15 protein-coding genes are annotated in these 15,923 nt (G+C 65.2%); 7 read left to right on the plus strand and 8 right to left on the minus strand.

Translation table 11 applies throughout. The features are described from left to right. Nucleotides 1-96 precede the first annotated feature (96 nt). The 6 genes from ACXYN8_RS08815 to ACXYN8_RS08840 form a co-directional block, all read right to left on the minus strand. A complete protein-coding gene (locus tag ACXYN8_RS08815; protein ID WP_458889057.1) occupies nucleotides 97-1,776 on the minus strand; it encodes an ATP-binding cassette domain-containing protein in 1,680 nt (559 codons plus the stop codon). Continuing rightward, a complete protein-coding gene (locus ACXYN8_RS08820) occupies nucleotides 1,773-3,659 on the minus strand; it encodes an asparagine synthase-related protein (protein WP_458889058.1) in 1,887 nt (628 codons plus the stop codon). The genes ACXYN8_RS08815 and ACXYN8_RS08820 overlap by 4 nt, the downstream gene beginning before the upstream one ends. A gap of 30 nt (nucleotides 3,660-3,689) precedes the next feature. Then, the gene (locus ACXYN8_RS08825; protein ID WP_458889059.1) at nucleotides 3,690-3,830 is read right to left on the minus strand and encodes a hypothetical protein; all 141 of its coding nucleotides are present in this window, start codon (nucleotides 3,828-3,830) and stop codon (nucleotides 3,690-3,692) included. 69 nt (nucleotides 3,831-3,899) lie between these two features. Then, on the minus strand, nucleotides 3,900-4,331 hold the full coding sequence (locus ACXYN8_RS08830) for a lasso peptide biosynthesis B2 protein (RefSeq protein WP_458889060.1): 432 nt from the start codon (nucleotides 4,329-4,331) through the stop codon (nucleotides 3,900-3,902). Then, nucleotides 4,318-4,587, minus strand: a complete 270-nt coding sequence (locus ACXYN8_RS08835; protein ID WP_458889062.1) for a PqqD family protein — start codon at nucleotides 4,585-4,587, stop codon at nucleotides 4,318-4,320. Before ACXYN8_RS08835 ends, ACXYN8_RS08830 begins: the two co-directional genes overlap by 14 nt. Then, nucleotides 4,584-5,432 carry a phosphoenolpyruvate carboxykinase (ATP) gene (locus ACXYN8_RS08840; protein ID WP_458889063.1) on the minus strand — a complete coding sequence of 283 codons (849 nt, stop codon included), beginning with the start codon at nucleotides 5,430-5,432 and terminating at the stop codon, nucleotides 4,584-4,586. Before ACXYN8_RS08840 ends, ACXYN8_RS08835 begins: the two co-directional genes overlap by 4 nt. A gap of 123 nt (nucleotides 5,433-5,555) precedes the next feature. On the opposite strand from ACXYN8_RS08840, the gene rpe reads away from it, so the two are divergent. Genes rpe through purH form a run of 3 tightly spaced genes read left to right on the plus strand, consistent with a single transcriptional unit; the run spans nucleotide 5,556 to nucleotide 9,719 of the window. Further along, nucleotides 5,556-6,218 carry a ribulose-phosphate 3-epimerase gene (gene rpe, locus ACXYN8_RS08845; protein WP_458889064.1) on the plus strand — a complete coding sequence of 221 codons (663 nt, stop codon included), beginning with the start codon at nucleotides 5,556-5,558 and terminating at the stop codon, nucleotides 6,216-6,218. Then, nucleotides 6,215-8,125 carry a heparinase II/III family protein gene (locus tag ACXYN8_RS08850; protein WP_458889066.1) on the plus strand — a complete coding sequence of 637 codons (1,911 nt, stop codon included), beginning with the start codon at nucleotides 6,215-6,217 and terminating at the stop codon, nucleotides 8,123-8,125. Before rpe ends, ACXYN8_RS08850 begins: the two co-directional genes overlap by 4 nt. A gap of 7 nt (nucleotides 8,126-8,132) precedes the next feature. After that, complete coding sequence (gene purH, locus ACXYN8_RS08855) at nucleotides 8,133-9,719, plus strand: bifunctional phosphoribosylaminoimidazolecarboxamide formyltransferase/IMP cyclohydrolase (protein ID WP_458889067.1); 1,587 nt, start codon at nucleotides 8,133-8,135, stop codon at nucleotides 9,717-9,719. 9 nt (nucleotides 9,720-9,728) lie between these two features. Here purH and ACXYN8_RS08860 read toward each other — a convergent pair whose 3' ends face one another. After that, nucleotides 9,729-10,901, minus strand: a complete 1,173-nt coding sequence (locus ACXYN8_RS08860; RefSeq protein WP_458889068.1) for an META domain-containing protein — start codon at nucleotides 10,899-10,901, stop codon at nucleotides 9,729-9,731. A 285-nt stretch (nucleotides 10,902-11,186) separates the two neighbouring features. Between ACXYN8_RS08860 and msrA the strand changes: the two genes are divergently transcribed. The 4 genes from msrA (at nucleotide 11,187) to ACXYN8_RS08880 (ending at nucleotide 15,164) form a co-directional block, all read left to right on the plus strand. Next, nucleotides 11,187-11,825, plus strand: a complete 639-nt coding sequence (msrA, locus tag ACXYN8_RS08865) for a peptide-methionine (S)-S-oxide reductase MsrA (protein WP_458889069.1) — start codon at nucleotides 11,187-11,189, stop codon at nucleotides 11,823-11,825. A gap of 36 nt (nucleotides 11,826-11,861) precedes the next feature. Further along, nucleotides 11,862-12,341: a Fur family transcriptional regulator gene (locus ACXYN8_RS08870; RefSeq protein ID WP_458889070.1), complete on the plus strand. Its 480-nt coding sequence runs from the start codon at nucleotides 11,862-11,864 to the stop codon at nucleotides 12,339-12,341. 79 nt (nucleotides 12,342-12,420) lie between these two features. Next, nucleotides 12,421-14,343, plus strand: coding sequence for a 1-deoxy-D-xylulose-5-phosphate synthase (gene dxs, locus ACXYN8_RS08875; RefSeq protein ID WP_458889071.1), 1,923 nt, complete (start codon nucleotides 12,421-12,423; stop codon nucleotides 14,341-14,343). 23 nt (nucleotides 14,344-14,366) lie between these two features. Next, nucleotides 14,367-15,164, plus strand: a complete 798-nt coding sequence (locus ACXYN8_RS08880; protein ID WP_458889072.1) for a crotonase/enoyl-CoA hydratase family protein — start codon at nucleotides 14,367-14,369, stop codon at nucleotides 15,162-15,164. Here the strand turns inward: ACXYN8_RS08880 and ACXYN8_RS08885 are convergent, their stop codons facing one another. Continuing rightward, a complete protein-coding gene (locus tag ACXYN8_RS08885) occupies nucleotides 15,165-15,839 on the minus strand; it encodes an NnrU family protein (protein WP_458889073.1) in 675 nt (224 codons plus the stop codon). Nucleotides 15,840-15,923 lie beyond the last annotated feature (84 nt).

The following is a 15,923-nucleotide window of genomic DNA, read 5'->3' on the forward strand; positions in this document are numbered from 1 at the left end:
CATGGGGAGGCCTTTCAGGCCGGACCCCCATATCCTTGCGTGCGCTTGTAGTTTTCTTGCGCTGAATAGTGACTGAATTTGCGATGCGCCTCGCCTTCAGGTCAGAAGCGAGAGCTTCCCTTGCTCCAGCGCGTAAACCCTGTCGGCAAGGGCGGTCAGCGCACCGCGGTGGGCGATGACGAGCACGGTGCACTGTCCGCGCAATGCCGTGAGCGTGTTTGCCACGGACTTTTCCGTCTCCGCATCCAGCGCGTTGGTTGCCTCGTCCAGGATCAACAGGTCTGGTTCGGCCAGCAGCGCCCGAGCAAGGGCGATGCGCTGGCGTTCGCCGCCCGACAAGAGCCGCCCACGTTCCCCGGTCCTGCGTTCCAGTCCGCCTTCGCTTTCGAAGACGAACCCCGCTCCAGCGCGTTGCAAGGCCGCGGTCATCTCGGCGCGCTGTGCCGTGGGATGGGGCCAGCGCAGGTTGTCCGCCACTTGCCCATCGAACAGGACCGCATCCTGCGCGACATAGGCAACCGAGCGCCGCCATGCGAGCATCTGCCCGCCGTCGAGCGGTTGGCCATCGACCAGCACCGCGCCCTCATCGGGCTCGATCAACCCAGCGAGAATGTCCGCCAGCGTGGACTTGCCCACGCCCGATGCTCCGGTGAGCGCGACGATACTGCCCTTCGGAAGGTCCAGACCGATACCGTCGAGCAGGGAAGAGCCATCGGCATAGGCGAAGCGGACGCCCTCCAAGGCAATGGATTCCCGTACCCGCGGCACCTTGCGTTCAGCGCTCGAAGGTTCGGCAGCGGCGCGCGCGGCGTTGGTCATCGTGCGGAGCTGCTGCAACGCGGGCCAATGGTGCGCTGCCTCGTGCCAGGCATCCTGCAAAGCGCTCGTCAAGAGCAGCGCGCGACCCAGCAGCGCGACGAGGGGCACCAGTACGATCGGGGCGACGCCGAGCCGTGTCGTGGCCAGCCACGCCAGCGCGGCAAGCGCGGCAGCGGCGAGCGCGTGAAACAGCACCCGCGCCCTGCCAGCGGCGCGCAGGATAGTGCGCTGGTCTTGGCGCAGATTAGCGAAGGCTTCGGCAATTTCGCTATCGACGCGGTCCTGCATGGCGTGTTGCTTGATCAGGCGCAGCAGATCGAGGCGGCTTTCGAGAAGGTGGAATGTCGCTCGCACCTTGCCGCTGAACGCCTCGCCGGACTGGCGCGCGGATCGGCGCAGACCGCGGTAAAGGGTCAGCACCATCGCCCCTGTCAGCAGGGCGGCCAGGCACAGCGCTGGCTGGAGCAGAGCAGCGGCAGCCAGCAGCACGGTGATGTTGATGCCGAGCGCCAACGCCAGCAGCGCACTTTCGAGCGCGTCGCCGAAGCGGGCAATGTCGCTCAACAGCAAGGCACGAGCGTCGCTGAGACGCTGATCGACGAGGAAGCGCCATTTGGCATGAAGCAAAGCCCCGACCGCCCGGCGGCGCAGGCCGTCGACGATCCGTACCTCTACCTCCAGCGCGGTCTGCTGGCGCCAGTATTGCGCGAGTGCGCGAAGCGTTACGATGACGACGAACCCGGCCAGCAGCATTTTGGGTGCGACCGGGAGTGGGGCGAAGCCGGGAATGCCTATCCCGCTGTCTGAAGCGAGCAAGCCGAGCAGGGGGACGAGCAGCAGCAACCCGATGCCCTCGGTCAGTCCGACCAGCAGCATGAGCGCAAAATTGGCCAGCAACAGGTGCGTACCCGCAAGCTCGCGCATCAGGTTCCAATCTGCGCGCAAGGACTGCGTCACGGCGTATTCCATCCCTGCACGCGGCGCACGAAACGCATGGTCATCATCGCAATCGGCACGCCCATGGCATAGCGGTAAAGCGCCTCGTCGTCCTGTCTCTCGCTCGCGGGCCAGTCGCCGATACGGGCGGCGATCTCGTCAAAATCGAACAGCGCGCGCAATTCCTTGCGTGCCGACATGGCGGCAAATTCATCCTGCCATTGCGGGATAAGCGGCGTCAGGCGGTGATGCCAGTCGGGCTGATGCGCGCCGACGCGCCGGTCGAGCCTCTGCTCCTCCGGCATCATGCCGCGTCCCAGCGCGCGGGCAAGCCGCCTGTCCTCTCCGTCAGTGACGAACATCCGCGTTGGCAGAGAGAGGCAGAATTCGACCAGAGGACGATAGGCGCAAACGTCGCGCTGGCGGATGCCGTAGATCTGCTCGAAGGCCAGCTCGACTTCGCCCGCGCCCATGTCGCCGCGACGGAAGTTGTCCGCCAGCCACGCCGCGCGCGAAGCGGGGAACTGGCGCAGGTGATAGCTTCCCCCGGCGATCGCGCGGCTTCGCAAATCATGGCTTTCGCGCGCTTCGATACTGATGGGCGCGATGCGATCCTGGGCTGACGTTGCACGGTTGCCCTTGATCTGCTGCCATATGCGCCAGGCACGATCGGGCAATTGCGCCGCCACTGCGTGGCGCAGCCACTTGCGAATTGACGGCGCTTCGCCCTGCTGGGTCGCAGACCAGGACTGCCGCAATCTGCCGTTCCGCAGATATTCCGCCGCAGCCCATTCTCCCGCGATGCTGATCGACAGGTTTCCTGCCTCCGCGCTGAGCAGCAGGTCGCAGCCAGCATCGCGCGCTGCCGCGAAAAGGCCGTGATAGGGGCCGACATTGACGAGCCCCGGCGGCGCGCAACCAATGGCCGCGAAAACGGCATCCCAATCCGCATCCAGCGCTCGCGTATCGCTGGCCACGAAAGTCGGGACGAGCGCAGCGTGGCTGGCGCAGAAACCCTCCACCTTCGCGCGTTCGCTGGCATATTGACGCGGCGGTGCTTCCCCCTGCCAGTCGGATGCGGGCAGGAAGGTGAAGGTGGGCAATCGCTCGCTCTGCGGGAGCGCGTCGACCGCCCGCGCGGCGAGGTTCGATGAATCAAGGCCGCCGGATAGCAGTATGCCGGGCCTGCTCGCACCGTCCAGCGCGGCGCCCGTCGCTTCGCGCAGCAAACGGTCGGCCTCCGCTACCCACTCGTCTTCCGTGCCCTTCGGGACAGGACGGATTATCGGCACGGCATTGCGGTGCCGCCGGAACTCGCCGTCGGGCGCGAGTTCCACCACATCGCCGGGATCGAGCCGCCAGCTTCCTTCGTACCAGCCGTTTCCGCTCGCGACATTCAGGTACAGCGCGTCGGCAATGCCGCGCGCCGACAGGTTCGCGGGCAGCCCCGCCGCCAGCAACAGGCGCGGAAGCGATGCTGCCATGTTTGCATCGCCGGTCCGCGCAAACGACAATGGCCGCGCTTCGATAGTGCTGCGCGATAGGCGCATGGATCCGTCCGGATAAAGGATCGCTGCTGCAAACTTGCCGAGGATATGCTCCTCGGCGCGAAGCCCCCAGCGCTGGACGGCGCCGCGATAGACCAGCGCCGACGACTTCGGTTCGCAGTTGAGGGAGTTCGCGAGGTCGGCCAGATTGTCGAGCCAGCCGTCGAAGACGCAGATGCTGCCGTCCTCGCCCACATGAACCGGGCTGGAGCTTGTCAATCCGTGCGCCAGGCTGGCGTGGAACACGCAGCCGTGCGCCGTCGCCCGCTCGTCCAACGCATATCGGTCGAACGGATCGAAACCGTCCCGCAGGCGCTTGCGCGTAGCTTGATCGAATGTCGAAAGAAGGGCGAACACCTGCCGGTCAGCCCGTTGCGGACGAAAGAATCAGGACGCGCCGTTGGGTCGCCGCAGAATACTTCCCTGCACGCCCGAGGCGTTTGCGCCTGCCACGTCCTTCATCTTGCCGATCCGCTTGAGTTCCGGCTTGATCCAGGGTTTCGGCTGTTCGGTCTGATTTTCGGTCATGGCCCCATCTGTGCCGTCGAAGTGCGAAGATTTCGCTATAGAGGCACGCCCGCCTATAGGCAAATTCCCTTACGACAGCGGCACGAGGCGGGTGACGACGATCCACGGACCGGGCAGGTCGCCAATAAGCGTGTTGCTGCCTGCTTCGAGCCAGGCATGCAGCTTGTCGGGCCGACGCGATCCGCCCGGCCGCGCGGCGATGACGATGCGATGGGCAATGCGCTCCCGTTCCAGCAAGCGCCCCAGCGCGAGTGCCTGCGCCAGACATTTGGGCGAATAAGGAAGCCGCAGGGACGCCCGCTCGACGATCCTGGCAAGGTCGTGCGCCGTCACGGCCTGAGCGTCCGAAAGCGCGGGCGGCGACATTTCGTCGTCCAAGTTCCTGTAGCGCGAACGCCAGCGGGCGAAGGGCAGCAGCCGCACGCGAAGGCCGTTGCCGACCAGTGCGAGCATTGCGCGCCCGGTCAGCAAACGACGCGTCCAGAGTTTAGTCGAAGGCAATCAGGCCGGCCTCTTCCAGCTGATCGAGGAATATGCGGATGTCTCCAGCAATCGATGTGGTGTCGGCAGCGTGGGTATCGCCCAACTGCGCGCAGATCGCCGCTTCGCTGTGTGTCCCATCGATCAGGCGCCAGCACGCGGCTGCGGTGTCGGTTAGAGAAAAGAACTCACCGCTTTGCAGATGAAGCACGATCGTCTCCCCACCCATCTCGGTGTCGACAAACTGGCCGTCGGGTTTTCGCGGAGTGCGGATCATGCGGGGAGGTGTCCTTCCAGAAGCGGTCTGACGGCGTTGCGTATCGCAGCCGCGTTTCCACGAGGGCCGCGAATTAGACGATGACAGCCGACATTTGCGCAAAGCCGGGCGAAAAAGCCGAGCACGCCGGCCGCGTCACTTTCTAGCGCGCGCGCATAAAGGTGCCAGCGATCGCTATCCGCCAGCAATCCCGCTGCCGCCTGCCCGGCGGAGACGGGATGCAAGGCGGTTGCGCCCCCCTTTTCGAGCAAGACGATCTCCGCAAGGCGCATAGCCGGCTGAACCCCGCCGCCGGGCGGCATCCCGCGAAACTTGTCGTCGATTGCCAGCGGGGGTCCGTTCGCGCGCGCGCCGACCATCGCCATTGCGTCCGTATCCAGTTTCCATTGACGCCGACCGGGCAGGCACATGCGCGTGTGAGGATCGAGAAGGAGTGTATCGTCCGCGAACCACTCAGCCTCCTTACCAGCCAGCATCATTGCGGTGGTCGACTTGCCGCTGCCGCTCGGCCCGGCGATGGCGATCACGCCACCGGGCGTCGCAATGGCCGATGCGTGGATGGGAATGAGGCCATGGATCGCTGCGACCGCGTTCCGGATTGACCCGTGCAACCAAAGCTCCACGTCGCGATCGTCGGGTGGCAGAGCTCCAGAGGCTGCCATCCTTACGCCGTCGCCCTTGCGGTAGCCGAAGGTGAGCCCGGACAAGGTGCTGAGGACCAGTTCGTCACCACGCAGTTCGTTGAGTCCCGGCGGCACGACGGCAAAGCCGAACGGCTGCAGCGATTCGACCCGTTGCAGTCGCAACTCGCGTTCGAGGCCGTCCAGTTGCGCAGGGACATTCATTTTGATGCGCTAAAACGGCGCGAATTGCACCGCAATGGGGCATGGGGGCGGTGGCGTGTGGAAAACAGCCGCCCGCCCGCTTGTCGCCCCCATATGTGGTGCCTACTCCACCTCACGACACATATGACCATTCCTCTGATCTCGCCCTCGATTCTGTCCGCCGATTTCGCGAAATTGGGCGAGGAAGTGCGCGCGATCGACGCGGCGGGGGCGGACTGGATCCATATCGACGTGATGGACGGCCATTACGTTCCCAACATCACGATCGGTCCTGCGGTGGTGAAGGCCCTGCGACCGCACAGCGACAAGCCGTTCGACGTGCACCTCATGATTTCGCCGGTTGACGCCTATCTGGAAGCCTTCGCCGATGCTGGTGCGGACGTCATCACCGTCCACCCCGAAGCCGGACCGCACGTTCACCGCACCGTGCAGGCGATCAAGGGGCTGGGCAAGCAGGCGGGCGTGGTGTTCAATCCTTCCACCCCGATAGACACGCTCGATTACCTGATCGACATGATCGACCTGGTTCTGGTGATGAGCGTCAATCCGGGCTTCGGCGGGCAGAAGTTCATTCCCAGCCAGCTCGACAAGGTTCGCCGCATTCGCGAGAAAATCGACGCTTCTGGCCGCGACATCCGGCTTGAGGTTGATGGCGGCGTCGATGCCGAAACGGCGCCGCTCTGCATAGAGGCCGGGGCCGACGTGCTGGTTGCAGGTTCGGCCAGCTTCAAGGGCGGACCGGATCATTACGCGCGCAACATCGCGCTCTTGAAAGGGGCCGGATGATGGGCGAGGCTGCGCTGGATGGCAGGATCGATTCACGCGCGGCTCACGCCTCCTCCGACGATGCCGATGCGGTTCTGGCGCTCCCGCTGGGTGACCAGGACGAGCCGCTGGTGAAGACCGCCCGCGACGAGCCGAAACCCGCACCCGCTGCACATCTTCCGGGCGAAATCATCGAGCCGGGCCGTGCGCTGGTGCTTAGCGATTTCAGCCCGCCGGCGATTTCGCCGGGGGAGCGGCTGCTGCGTTTCGCCTATCGCATGGGCGTGCCGGGATCGAGCCTCGCTTCGCCCTTCGGCAAGCCTGCAACCTTGCGTCTGCTGGCCACGGTGGAAAGCCGTCTGCCGGGTGAGCGCAGCCGCGGCATGGCGCTGCGGTCCGGTCACTTCCTCATCAACGGCGTGAAGACGCCTATCGCGCAGATGGATTTCACCCCGATCGCGCACCTGACGCCGCCGGTGGAGCGCGCGGTGCACGGTTTCGGGTGGTTGCGCGATCTTGCCGCCAGCGGCCCGCGCGAACAGGGCGCGCCGACCGCTGCCCGTATCCTCACCGCATGGCTCGACGCCAACGAAGCGGCGGGCAAGGGTGTGGCCTGGCAGGTCGGGCACACCGGCCACCGCCTGCTCAATTGGCTGATTTACGCTCCGCTGCTCTTGTCCGGAAAGGACAAGCGCCTGCTGACGCGCACTCTCAAAAGCGTCAGTACGACCGCGCGCTGGCTCGATCGCAATGTCGGCAAGGCAGATGACCGGCTTGACGAAGTTGCTGGCTGGTGCGCGATCATCGCCGCCGGACTGCTGCTGCCCGATGGCAAGCCGCGTCGCCTGTTCGGCGAGGCGGGCCTGCTGCGGGCCCTGGGCGATCTTGTCGGTGACGACGGCGGCCTGCTGTCGCGCAGCCCGCTCGGCCAGATGGAAGCCATCGCGCTGCTGACCGAACTTGCTGCCTGCTACCGCGCGATGGACCGCGACCCGCCCGCCGCGATCACCGCGATGCTGGGCTTCCTCGTGCCGCCGCTGCTGGCGCTGACGCATAGCGACGGCTCGCTCGGCAGCTGGCAGGGCGGGGGCGGTGTCTCGGCAGACAAGGTCGCCAGACTGATCGAAGCGAGCGCGGTGCGCACCCGCCCGCTCAAGGATGTGCGGCAGTGGGGTTACCAGCGCGTGTCGGGCGGGGGCAGCGTCCTGCAATTCGATGCCGCGCCGCCGCCGCTGGCGCGCCATACCCGCAATGGCTGTGCCTCCACGCTGGCGTTCGAGATGTCGCACAAGGGACAGCGCATCGTCGTGAATTGCGGTGGGGCCGGTCTGGCGGGCGGGCAGATACCGGCGCGAATCGAGCAGGGGCTGCGCGCCAGCGCGGCGCATTCGACGCTGGTGCTGGATGATGCCAATTCGACCTCCGTCCTCATCAAGGGCAAGCTCGGCAAGGGCGTCGGCGAGGTCGAGATCGACCGTCGCACGCTGGAACTCGATGGCAAGAACGGCGGCAAGGCGACCCGGCTCGAAGCGAGCCACGATGGCTACGCCAGCCGGCACAATCTGGTCCACCGCCGCATCCTGATCATGCGGGACGACGGCACGGAACTGCGCGGCGAGGATCTGCTCACACCTTCGGGCAAGCGTGGGCGGCGGGGCAAGATCGGCTTCGCGATCCGTTTCCACATCGCGCGCGGCATCGAACTGCGCCTGACCGATGACAAGCAGGGCGCGGGCCTTGCTCTGCCAGATGGCAGCTTCTGGATGTTCCGCGTGGCGGCAAAGGATTTCGGCGGGGAACTGTCGATCGAGGAAAGCCTCTGGGCGGATGGCAACGGCCGTCCGCACCCGATCCAGCAATTGGTAGTCCACGGCATGGCCCCGCGCAGCGGCGGCAGCTTCGCGTGGCTCTTCAAGAAAATGGGATGATACCGCGATGGCGGATGTGACGATCAAACGGGCGCTGCTCTCGGTGTCCGACAAGACCGGCTTGGTGGAGCTGGGGCAGACGCTGGCCGACCTCGGTGTGGAGCTGGTGTCGACCGGCGGCACGGCCAAGGCGCTGCGCGATGCCGGGCTGGAAGTGCGCGACGTGTCCGACCTCACCGGCTTTCCGGAGATGATGGACGGGCGGGTCAAGACGCTGCACCCGATGGTTCACGGCGGCCTGCTGGCGGTGCGCGACAATGCCGAACATGCCGCCGCGATGGAAGAACACGCCATCGGCGCGATCGACCTCGTGGTCGTCAATCTCTACCCGTTTGAAGCGACCGTCGCGCGCGGGGCGGACCGCGACGAGGTAATCGAGAACATCGACATCGGCGGACCGAGCATGGTGCGCTCCGCCGCGAAGAACCACCACTACGTCACCATCGTGACCGACCCCGCCGACTACGCGACGCTGACCGAAGAGCTGGCGAGCGGCTGTGCGACCAGTCTCGAGTTCCGCCGCCGCATGGCTGCCAAGGCCTTCGCTGCGACCGCCGCCTACGACAGCATGATCGGGCAGTGGTTCGCCTATGCCGACCAGGGTCAGAAATTCCCCGAGCGCGTGAGCATGACGCGCGTGCTGTCCGGTACGCTCCGCTACGGCGAGAACCCGCACCAGGACGCGGCGCTCTATCTGCCCGGCGGTCCGCACACGACCGGACTGCCGCAGGCGGAACAGGTGCAGGGCAAGGAGCTCAGCTACAACAATTACAACGACGCGAACGCCGCGCTGGAACTGTGTGCGGAGTTTGCCGGGCAGGATCCCGCGGTGGTGATCGTCAAGCACGCCAACCCCTGCGGTGTCGCGCAGGGTGGCACTTTGTTGAAAGCGTGGCAGGACGCGCTGGAATGCGACAGCGTGTCGGCCTTTGGCGGGATCGTGGCGGTCAATCGCCCGCTCGACGGGCCGACGGCGGAAGCGATCTGCGAAATCTTCACCGAAGTCGTGGTCGCACCGGGCGCTGATGCGGCGGCGCGCGCCGCTTTCGCGAAGAAGAAGAACCTGCGCCTGCTGCTGACCGATGGCCTGCCGGATCCGCGTCGGCCGGGTCAGACGCTTGCGATCATCGCTGGCGGCATCCTGGTTCAGGACCGCGACAATGGCGCGGTGACCGCAGACGACCTCAAGATCGTCACGAAGCGCGAACCGACCGAGCAGGAACTGAAGGACTGCCTGTTCGCATGGACAGTCGCGCGGCACGTCAAATCCAACGCCATCGTTTACGCCAAGGACGGCGCGACCGCGGGCATAGGCGCGGGGCAGATGAACCGACGCGACAGCGCGCGCATTGCCGCGATCAAGGCGCGCGAAGCGGCGGAAACTTACGGCTGGGACGCGCCGCGCACAGTCGGCAGCGCGGTGGCTTCGGACGCATTCTTCCCCTTCGCCGACGGTCTGCTCGCCGCGGCGGAAGCTGGCGCGACGGCAGTTATCCAGCCGGGCGGTTCGATCCGCGACGAGGAAGTAATCGCGGCTGCAGACGAACATGGCCTCGCCATGGTCTTCACCGGAATGCGCCACTTCCGCCACTAGGGCTCCGGATCAGCCGCTGCCGAAAGGTCGCGGCGCGCCTTTGCGACACAGGTTCAGCAGTCCGCGCGAGGTCCGCAGTTTCAGGACGCCGTCCTCGGTAAAGCCCCAGCCGTCGGGCGTCGCGAGCGCCAAGGGTGAATACTCCCCGCCGATTTCGATTGGTTCGCGCGGGCGATAGGGTGGGGCGGTCTGCTTGCAGGCCGCTTCGTCGCCAAGCGCCAGGGAAAGCTCCGGTCCATCGGCAATGTATCGCGACGTGCAGCCCGCGTTATCAGTCATCGTATCGCTGGCGATGCGCATGGTGACAGGGCCCGCGTGATACGCTCCCAGCGTCGTGTTGCCACAATGCTCGTAGTCTCCGGCAAGGCTCGTACCTGCCGGGGCGGGGCGGCGAAGAATAATCGATTGCGGCCCGCCGAAAACGAGCCGCTGCTCATCGTCGATGCTGTATGATGTCGCAGCGCTCACCGAACGGGCCAGTTTCGTATCGCGCGCCTCGCGCTCCTTTCCGCAGCCCATCGCGGTCTGGATCCAGTCCTTTACGACGATCTTGCCGGGCTCCGGCACCGCGAAGTCGAAGGAAATCGAGTTGCAATCCGCGTGGGCCAACATCCAGTCGTTGCCGATTGTCATGGTGGCCGGAAAGGGTTCGCCACCGATGCTGACCATCTGCCAGCGACCATTTATGTCAGGCCGAAGCACAGGCGGCTTGGTCAACACTGCGCGTGTCCCGTCTGCGGCTGTCAGGACGAGCGTTTCCGCGTTCGGCTTTTGCCAGATGGTCGCCCGGTCGATCAGAGCGGTCAGCGCCCGGTCGAACGCGACGCCATTCGGCTCTTCGCACTTCCCATATTGTGGAGTCTCGAAGCGCGAGAAGACGATTTTCTCACCATCGATTTGGTAGAACGCCGGCGCACCGCCGCCGCAGCGCCCGCCGTGGTTGAGGAAGCCGCCCTCGGCAAAGTTGACCCACGATTCGTAGGCGCCGGCCTGCAAATCACCGATGCTCATCACTCTCCAGTTTCCGCCGAGCGGATCGATCCTCGCCAGGTAGGTGCCGTCATCGCGGGGCGAATCGACAGTTTCGTCCGAAACGACCTCGCCGCCTGCCTCAACCGGCGCTTCAGCCGTTGTGCAGGATACGGACAGTAGAGTTGCCAGAACGGCGATGGGGGCTTTCATTTCCGAAAAACGTGAATGCTTACCGGCGGTTCCGCGCTAGAGATCATGATGAACGCGAAGCAACCGGAGAGTTCACGATCTCGTAAGTCCGGTTCGATAGAAAGGGCACAGAAGATGATAGATATAAGAAAGACGTGCCATGCAGATATTCAGCCGCGAATTCACGATGTCGTTCCTGACGGGCTTCGGCGTGACGGCGCTGGTCATGGCCTATCACATCGTCCCGCAGGTGGCCTGAGGCGCCGTTTCGGCGGTGCGCTCGCGGGTGCGCTGCTTCCCCTGACATTGCTTGCCGCCGCTTGCAGCCAGCCGGCCACCGCTGCCGAACAGGCCGTCGCCGCGCCTGCTGCGAAGATCATCGCCCGCGAAGACGGGCTGAAGACCGCGATTTTTGCCGGAGGGTGTTTCTGGGGCATTGAAGGCGTTTTCAGTCACGTGAAAGGCGTCAAGAGTGCCGTATCGGGCTACCACGGCGGTACGGAGCGGCAGGCGAACTACAAGCTCGTCTCGAGCGGCGTGACCGGTCATGCCGAAGCGGTGAAGATCACCTACGACCCCAGGGTCATCCGTTACGACGAATTGCTGCGGATATTTTTCTCCGTCGGCGCCGATCCGACGCAATTGAACCGGCAGGGCCCCGATACCGGCGCGCAGTATCGCACCGCCATCATCCCGACGAGCGCCGAGCAACGCCGCGTGGCTGCGTCCTACCTCTCGCAAATGAAGTCCTCTGGGGTTTGGAAGCGTCCGATCGTGGCGAAGATCGAGCGGGCACAGGCGTTCTATCCGGCGGAAACCTACCATCAGGACTTCATGAAGAAGAACCCCAGCCACGGTTACATCCAGCGCTGGGACAAGCCCAAGGTGCAGGCGCTCTCCAAGCTGTATCCGTCCTGGTATTCCTCGCGCTTCCAGCCCGGCTGATTGCCGCATGGGCGGTGCGCGCCTATATGACCCGGCATGGCCAGCCAGACAGCACATCACCGCCACGACCATTCCGAGCATTCGGGCGCCGACCTGATCGACGCCGCGCGCGAATCGCTGACGCATTCGGGTGAGCAGTGGACGGGCCTGCGCGATACGGTGTTCAGAGTGCTCGCCAAACACGACCGCCCGACCAGCGCCTACGACATCGCCGACGAAGTGTCGGCAGCGCGGGGCAAGCGAGTCGCTGCGAACAGCGTCTATCGCATCCTCGACCTGTTCGTGCGGACCAATCTCGCCAACAAGATCGAAAGCGCCAACGCCTATCTGGTCAACAGCCACCCCGGCTGTCGCCACGACTGCATTTTCCTGATCTGCGACGACTGCGGCAAGGCTCGGCACCTCGACGACGACCGCCTGACCGGCGCGTTGCGTGAAGTGGGCAGCGAGGCGGGCTTTGCCGACGTACGACCGGTGGTCGAGCTACGGGGCCTGTGTCAGGATTGCGCCAGCTAGACAGCAGCGCCAGACCGTGCTTTTCCGTCGATGAAGCGTTCATCGACAGCACAGATTTCGCGGTGTAAAGCCTGATTCCATGAGTGATCGCCCCGATACGCCGCTGCTCGACACAGTCGACTATCCCGCTGATTTGCGCGCGCTGAAGCCTGACCAGCTGCGCCAGCTGGCGGACGAGCTTCGCGCGGAAATGATCTCGGCGGTCAGCACGTCGGGCGGGCACCTCGGTTCTGGCCTCGGCGTCGTCGAACTGACGGTGGCGATCCATTACGTGTTCAACACGCCCGACGACAAGCTCATCTGGGACGTCGGCCACCAGTGCTATCCGCACAAGATCCTCACCGGGCGGCGCGACCGCATCCGCACTCTGCGACAGGGCGGTGGTCTCAGCGGCTTCACCAAGCGGGCGGAGAGCGAATACGATCCGTTCGGCGCGGCACACAGTTCGACGTCGATTTCGGCAGCGCTCGGCTTTGCCATGGCGAACAAGATGCAGGACAAGCCGGGGCGCGGCATCGCGGTGATCGGTGACGGCGCGATGAGCGCCGGCATGGCCTACGAAGCGATGAACAACGCCGAACAGGCGGGCAATCGCCTGGTGGTGATCCTCAACGACAACGATATGTCGATCGCGCCGCCGGTGGGTGGCCTGTCGGCCTATCTCGCGCGCATGGTTTCTTCGAGCGAGTATCTCGGCCTGCGCAGCCTCGCGAAGCGTATCTCCCGCAAGCTTTCGCGCCGCGTGTTCTCCGGGCTGGAGAAGGCGGAGGAATTTGCGCGCGGCATGGTGACCGGCGGTACGCTGTTCGAGGAACTGGGCTTCTATTACGTCGGTCCGATCGACGGCCACAATCTGGAACACCTCATCCCGGTGCTCGAAAATGTGCGCGACAGCGAACAGGGGCCGGTTCTGATCCACGTCGTCACCAAGAAGGGCAAGGGATACGCCCCGGCGGAAAACAGCGCGGACAAGTATCACGGCGTCGCGAAGTTCGATGTCGTGACCGGCGAACAGAAGAAGTCCGCCGGCGGCCCGCCCGCCTATCAGAACGTGTTCGGCGAGACGCTGGCCAAGCTGGCGAATGACGATCCGCGCATCTGCGCCATCACTGCTGCCATGCCGAGCGGCACGGGTGTCGACAAATTCGCGAAGGCGCACCCCGACAAGAGCTTCGACGTGGGCATTGCGGAACAGCACGGCGTGACCTTCGCTGCCGGGCTTGCCGCGCAGGGTATGCGCCCCTTTGCCGCGATCTATTCGACGTTCCTTCAGCGGGCCTACGACCAAGTGGTCCATGACGTGGCCATTCAGAACCTGCCGGTGCGCTTTGCCATAGACCGCGCCGGTTTGGTCGGGGCCGACGGCTGCACCCACGCGGGCAGTTTCGACATTACCTATCTCGCGACCCTGCCCAACATGGTCGTCATGGCCGCCGCCGACGAGGCGGAGCTGGCGCACATGACCTACACCGCGGTCGAGTACGACGATGGCCCCATCGCCTTCCGCTACCCGCGCGGTGCCGGGACGGGCGTGGGCATTCCCGAGAAACTCGAGAAGCTTGAAATCGGCAAGGGACGCATCGTGCGCGAAGGCACGAAGGTGGCGATCCTTTCGCTCGGCGCGCGGCTGGAAGAAGCGAAGAAGGCTGCCGACCAGCTGGAAGCCAAGGGGCTTTCCACCACCGTCGCAGACATGCGCTTCGCCAAGCCGCTCGACACCGCGATGATCGAGAAGCTCATGCGGACGCACGAGGTCGTGGTGACGGTGGAAGAAGGCGCCATCGGCGGTCTCGGTGCCCACGTGCTGACTTTCGCCAGCGACGAAGGCCTGACCGACGCGGGGCTGAAGGTCCGCACCCTGCGCCTGCCCGATGTGTTCCAGGATCAGGACGACCCCGCCAAGCAGTATGACGAGGCAGGGCTCAACGCCCCGCAGATCGTCGAGACGGTGCTCAAGGCCCTGCGGCACAACAGCGCAGGCGTCGAGGAGGCGAGGGCTTAGCCCGCAGCCCCTTGGAGCCGACCATGCCGCTTCTTACCGTTCAGTCGGCCGATCACGTCACCACCCTTACGCTCAACCGGCCGGACAGCATGAACCCGCTCGGCGTGACCGGGGACGGGGACGAGTTCGCGGCGGCCTGCGATGCGATCAACGCCGACATGGAAGTGCGTTGCGTGATCCTGACCGGGGCGGGGCGGGCGTTCAGCGCTGGCGGCGACGTCAAGGCGATGCGCGACAGGACAGGAGCCTTCGGCGGCAGCGCGCCCGAGATTGCCGATGGTTACCGCAACAACATCCACAAGGTGCTGCGCGCGCTTTACGGTCTACGCGTGCCGCTGATTGCGGCGGTCAACGGACCGGCGATCGGGCTGGGCTGCGATCTCGCCTGTCTCGCCGATATGCGAATCGCGAGCGACAAGGCGAAGTTCGGTGTCACTTTCCTCAAGCTCGGCATCATTCCCGGCGACGGTGGAACGTGGATTCTGCCGCGCATCATCGGCGAAGCGCGCGCGGCGGAACTGTTCTACACCGGCGACGTGATCGACGCAGCGACGGCGCTCGAGTGGGGATTGATCAGCCGCGTGATTGCTGCCGATGCGCTGATGGCCGAAGCGAATGCGCTCGCCGCGAAAGTCGCGGCCATGCCGCCGCACGCCCTGCGTCAGGCGAAAAACCTCATGCGGCAGGGGCGCTCGACCAGTTACGATGCGGCGCTGGAAATGGCCGCGAACGCCCAGGCGCTCATGCATTCGACGCAGGATCACATGGAGGGTGTCGCAGCGCTACTTGAAAAGCGAGCGCCGCAATTCAGGGGCGAATAGTCAGAGCCAGCGCCACAGTCCGGCGGGTGCGCCCGCTGCGTGGATATGGCCGTAGGTAATCGCGAGCCACGCTACAGTCGCGACCAACCACAGCACCCAGCCCGCCGAAAACAGCGCGCCCCAGCGCGGCCAGTAGCTCGTCTTCGCTTCCCATCCGCGCCAGGCCTCGCCTATGAGCACCGCCTTCTTGCGGTCCTGCAAATGAGCGCCGACCAGCGCGAGGACGAGGATCGTCAGCGCGACGATATTGGTCCGCCAGCTCCACCACATCACGACATGGGCCAGCGCCCAAAGGGAGAAGCCCCACATCATCGGATGCCGCGTCACGCGAAAGACGCCGCGCGGTTCCTTCGTGGCAGCGATCTGCGCATCTGGCGCGGGGAGGGCAGGATTGCCGCGCAAGGATCCCAGGAACAGGACCAGCGCGACCAGCGTCAGAACGCTGGATACCGCCCAGCCGATATCGCCCGTTCCGCCCAGATCGGGCGCGGAGAGTCGTCGAAACTCGACCGCCATCCAGCCAAGCGTGCCGAAGGCTACGAGCGAATAGACGAGCAGGAAGCCATTATTGCCAAGCAGCCTGACCAGCGGTGCACGGAAGGGATGCGACAGGGCAAAATGCGTGCCGACAAAGGCAACGCATGCCGCCACCAAAGGAGCGAAACTGTCTATCATGCGGAGCCTCCCGTAGCGGTTCGCGTCGGGCACAGACTATCACGCGCGACCACCCGCGCAAGTCAGTTTTCAACTGAAACCTAG

The organism is Altererythrobacter sp. CAU 1778, assembly GCF_054482795.1.